At 42.0% G+C, this 4585-nt stretch carries 4 protein-coding genes; 2 read left to right on the top strand and 2 right to left on the bottom strand.

From position 1 onward, the window contains the following. Nucleotides 1-61: 61 nt before the first annotated feature. A complete protein-coding gene (locus ACFFAP_RS36180; RefSeq protein WP_375515727.1) occupies nucleotides 62-1063 on the bottom strand; it encodes a Gfo/Idh/MocA family protein in 1002 nt (333 codons plus the stop codon). 727 nt (nucleotides 1064-1790) lie between these two features. Here ACFFAP_RS36180 and ACFFAP_RS36175 point away from each other — a divergent pair. Beyond that, a complete protein-coding gene (locus ACFFAP_RS36175; RefSeq protein WP_375515726.1) occupies nucleotides 1791-2090 on the top strand; it encodes a ferredoxin in 300 nt (99 codons plus the stop codon). Nucleotides 2091-2446: 356 nt separating this feature from the next. Here the strand turns inward: ACFFAP_RS36175 and ACFFAP_RS36170 are convergent, their stop codons facing one another. After that, nucleotides 2447-4186, bottom strand: coding sequence for a SpoIID/LytB domain-containing protein (locus ACFFAP_RS36170; protein ID WP_375515725.1), 1740 nt, complete (start codon nucleotides 4184-4186; stop codon nucleotides 2447-2449). A gap of 112 nt (nucleotides 4187-4298) precedes the next feature. Between ACFFAP_RS36170 and ACFFAP_RS36165 the strand changes: the two genes are divergently transcribed. Then, complete coding sequence (locus ACFFAP_RS36165; protein ID WP_012410090.1) at nucleotides 4299-4562, top strand: ParB N-terminal domain-containing protein; 264 nt, start codon at nucleotides 4299-4301, stop codon at nucleotides 4560-4562. Nucleotides 4563-4585: the final 23 nt, after the last annotated feature.

The following is a 4585-nucleotide window of genomic DNA, read 5'->3' as shown; positions in this document are numbered from 1 at the left end:
CTGGGAAGAAGGAATAAAGGTGTACTGAGTTTTTTTCACGCAATCAAATATGAGTATATCTTTACATAAACATAGTTAACCCTGTCTGTGCAGCTCTTTGTGCAGCATCAGCAACCTTTAGGGTATACAAGCTCTCCTCTGGAGTAACATACAAAGGAGTCCCATCAAAAAGATGGTCTAAAACCATACTCGTGTCTTTGGCGAATAAACCCCGGCGAGGCCCAACCTCTATAGGTGTCGTTTCCCCTGGCTGGATGAAAATTCCGGTGTCACCATCAAAAATTAAACCACCTTTTTCTCCGTGAACTTCAAACTTGCGTTCTGATTGCCAAATACTTTCGCCTTTGCCATAAACTACTTGGGCTAAAAGTCCACTGTTAAAGGATAGTTCACTAGTGCAGAAACAGGTTTGGTAATATTCTGGTTCTATTTCCCAATATCGCTGGTGACAGTTAACAGTAAATACTTTACCAAATAAATCGGTGAGACGATGTAGGCGAGACAACGCCCCAATTAACGGAAAACCGAACAACTCGTGGTTATAAGTCCATTTGCGGGGTGCAGGATTCTGGGGATTGACGGTGCTGTAGCGAACATAAAAAACTTCACCAATTTTGGCTAAGTTTTGCTTCAAAGCTTGATGTAAACCACCCAAAAGTTCCAGGTGTTCAACGTGCAGGAGTTTTTGTTGTGCTTTGGCTAAGGCAATCAGTTCTTCAGCTTCGACTACATCCAACGAAAGAGGATATTCTACAACCACATGTTTGCCGTTGGTAAGTGCTGCACGAGCGATCGCACCATGATCTCGATTGATAGTGGAAATCAGCACCAGGTCTATATCTTCACGCTCTACTAGCTCTTGCCAAGAACTCAACGCTTCAATCTTGTACTCTTTGGCAAAGGTTTCTGTTGTTTCTGCGGTATGACCAACAGATGCGATTAACTGCGATCGCATTCCCTCATTATGGAGCAATGCTTCAGCTCGAAACTTTGCCACATACCCAGTACCCACCAAACCTACACGCACTTTTGCTTTTTCCAAAGCTGCTTTTGAATTATACATGATCCTCACTAGTTCTGTTTTTGATTCTTTCACGCTTCTAGTGGTGAGATTATCTCAACATCTGGAATCAAATGACTTCACCAGTTTAGACTTTACAACATTCGTACTAGGGCATGTTTTCAAAACTATAACTACAAAAGAATGAAGGCGAACGCAGTCATGGCTGTATAATTTGCAGCAAGTTTTTTATATTGGGTAGATGGCGATGCCTTCTGGTGCGTCCCCTATACTTAGCTGGCTTTTGAGTAGGGGTAAGGCAAGGCTTCTCTACGAGAGACTACGCCAACCCCAACGTACTTAAATTTACGGAGTTGGCACGTTATTTTTGGGATTACTAACTCAAAGCTTATTTCTCGCTGATGATATTAAGAAAATCTCTAGGCGATCGAATCAAACAGCCCTGCTTTTTAAGGTAAGTTGGGGATTTATTCTGCGTAAGTCCTACAAAATATAGGTGGCATTAATACTATTCATATTTTTTATTCATTAAGATAATTTTTTCTAATTACAGCTTGACTAAGACAGAAAATAATATAAATAAAACTTATCGGGATTAAGTAACTAAATTTCATTACTAATCGGGTTCAATTTCCAGTTACATAGTTTAGTTTTTCTCGTAGTATCAGAATTGAAGCAAATTTTAACCAACGGCTAATTCCACAGAACAGCCGTCACCTTTGCCTAAACATAACTTATACTACCGTTTGCAAAAGAGAGGATTAGATCAATGCCAACCTATAAAGTGACACTAGTCAACGAGGCTGAAGGACTTAACACAACAATTGACGTTCCTGATGATGAATATATTCTAGACGCTGCTGAAGAACAAGGTCTTGACCTGCCTTACTCTTGCCGCGCTGGTGCTTGCTCGACCTGTGCAGGTAAACTCGTATCGGGTACTGTTGATCAGAGTGACCAGTCATTCTTAGATGACGATCAAATAGAAGCTGGATATGTACTGACTTGTGTCGCTTACCCAACCTCTGATCTGACAATCCAAACTCACAAAGAAGAAGAACTCTACTAAGAGTTAGATTCTTCAACAATAAACCTCTTGCAAGAGTAAATAATGTTGAAAAAATAGAAGCACCGCATCTAGTGTTAACGCCTTCTAAATGTTGTGTATATAAAGCTATTGTGAAAAACAGGACTTACGCAAACAATAGCCGATGCCCTTATTTTCACATAGGGGCAATTCATGTAGACGCAAACGCGATCGCGTCTCCAAGAGTTGCAGCTTAAGGCAGGGTATTGCCCCTGAGCGCGTATACTTTTGCGTAAGTCCTAAAGAAAGCCTAATTTCGTGTTGAGCAGGAACACAGGAAATTCTATGTTCCTGCTTGATTTTTTAAGTATGGAAAAACATGGAATTTCCCGATTAGCTTAAAGTTTAGTCTGTTTGCTGAAAATCTGAATTTGAGTACCAGGATAGTAGAATTGGAGAATTTTTGGACTTGACCAACCTAATTTAGCTAAATTTTGAGCGCCAGTTTGACTCAAGCCGACTCCATGTCCTAATCCACCACCAATAAAGGCGTATCCCCACAGTTCAGATTTTCCTTTGTTCAGGGGTTCTATGTAAAATAGCGTACTTCTAGGAGCAGCAAAGGCACTACGAACTTCGTCTTTGTGGAGAACAAAGGTGCTGTTATCAGTTTTAACCGCGAGTTCAAGGATACGCCCACTCTGGCTTCGCTTCACTACTGCCATAGCCTGAACTGTCTTAAATTTGGCATAGGGACTGTTTTTCACCTGCAAAAATTTCTGCAAGTCCTTGGTAATATCCTTTAAAGGGGTTTCCTTATGCCAACGAAACATATCCCACTTGCTTTCATTAAATCCTTCTTGGATATTAATAAATTTTTGGAAGTTCTTTTCATCTGCTAAACTCTGCTTAGACAAGTCCCAAAAATTAGTTGCAGCATCCAGTACAGGGCGCAGATAGGGACGATCGTCACCATTCCAGACATCGCTGAAGGAGGCGGTAACGCCACCAGTGGTAGAAGAATAAAGGGCATCTACTAGTTCATTTTTATAGGTTACTACTTTACCCCTAGTTGAGGCGATCGCTCGGTCTGTTTTGGCAGCCGCTGCATTCAGCCCATAATAAACTTGACAGTGAGTATCAGCACACAATTGATAATTATCTGCGGCGAACCTGCGTAAATTTCTTAAAACATAAGTCCGGGCGAGAATTGCTTGGGCTTCTAGCGCGGCTGTTGGTGCATCCGTGCCTATTTCGTAAGGTACAACCCCACGCAAATAAGTTTCTAAAGGAACTTGGTTAACTAAAGTGTATGTGCCATAAGCATTTGGCTGCAAATTCATTCGCCCAGCATAAAGACGAGCAAACTCTTGTTTTTCGCTTTTATTCACCCGAATCAAGTTTCTATCAGTGCTGATTTCCAAATCATTTGGGCTATAGCGCTTACCATCCACCACCCAACTAACTCGCGGTACTTGTTTTAAAACTTTAGTATCAAGATATACTTTATCTTTGGTAGAAGCTTGGATGTTTTGCAATAGCAAGCGTCGCAGTAAAGGAGTGCTATAAACATCTCGTTTCGCCCAAACCTGCCAGCGTTCTGGCTGGGCTATTTCCACTTCCATTCCTTGAGAACGCCATTTATTAGCACTGTCTTCCGCAGTTTCAAAGGTGCGGTATGTGCCTAAAACTACCACTTCCTCAACTGTTGTCTGGGGTAAAGCTTGCATGACTGTTTCCAGCTTTACAGGATTTTTGGTAACTAAGGTTTGCTGCTTGTTGCCCGCAAAAAATTTTAGCTTTAAGCGATCGCCTTTTGTGGGTTCTAGTTGCAGCTTGGCTGTGGGTTGTGAGCCAAATCGCTGCACAATCCCAATTTTCAGTTGCATACCCTGGATGTTACTCTCAGGCCCTGATGCAGCAGTTAGTCCCAATAGACAAAATGTGGCCAGCACAGTGTGGGAAAAACGCCAAAGCGAAAATTTCATAGCTACCTGATAGCGTACCTCTACGAGGAAGCAAGCTAGAAAGAGCGTCTCCAAGAGTTGCGATAGCGAGTAATCGATTGTCTTCTGCCCCTTAATGCGGTGTTGGAGCTGATTTTCTAATTGCTTTGTAGTGCGGTTTTTTTGTCGCATGAGTGCTCCAATGATACCATTAACAGTTTTGCCTAAAGGGGTTGCAAAACGTAGTCATAACGACTATGATTTATTTAGAGACACAAAACAGAACTAGTTGGATAAACTTCTTATGGTTAGAGTCCAAGAAATTCCATTAAATCAGATAAAACGGCCGTTACCTCGTGCAAACGATCCAAACAAAGTGCAAGCCTTAATGGAATCGATTGCGGAGATTGGGCAGCAAGAACCCATAGATGTCCTAGAAGTAGATGGACAATATTATGGCTTTTCTGGTTGCCATCGATATGAGGCTTGCCAGCGTTTAGGCAAAGAAACCGTTTTAGCCAGAGTTCGTAAAGCACCCCGCAGCGTTTTAAAGATGCACTTGGCGTAAAGAGTGGGGAGTGGGGAGTGGGG

The sequence above is a fragment of the uncultured Nostoc sp. genome (genome assembly GCF_964245575.1).
Taxonomy (GTDB): Bacteria; Cyanobacteriota; Cyanobacteriia; order Cyanobacteriales; family Nostocaceae; genus Nostoc.
The sequence above is the reverse complement of the archived record's forward strand: the minus strand, read 5'-3'. Positions and strand labels throughout refer to the sequence as shown.

Coding starts and splice junctions, on each gene's coding strand:
- ACFFAP_RS36180 (WP_375515727.1), bottom strand. CDS start 1,063: ATGTATAATTCAAAAGCAGCTTTGGAAAAAGCAAAAGTGCGTGTAGGT.
- ACFFAP_RS36175 (WP_375515726.1), top strand. CDS start 1,791: ATGCCAACCTATAAAGTGACACTAGTCAACGAGGCTGAAGGACTTAAC.
- ACFFAP_RS36170 (WP_375515725.1), bottom strand. CDS start 4,186: ATGCGACAAAAAAACCGCACTACAAAGCAATTAGAAAATCAGCTCCAA.
- ACFFAP_RS36165 (WP_012410090.1), top strand. CDS start 4,299: ATGGTTAGAGTCCAAGAAATTCCATTAAATCAGATAAAACGGCCGTTA.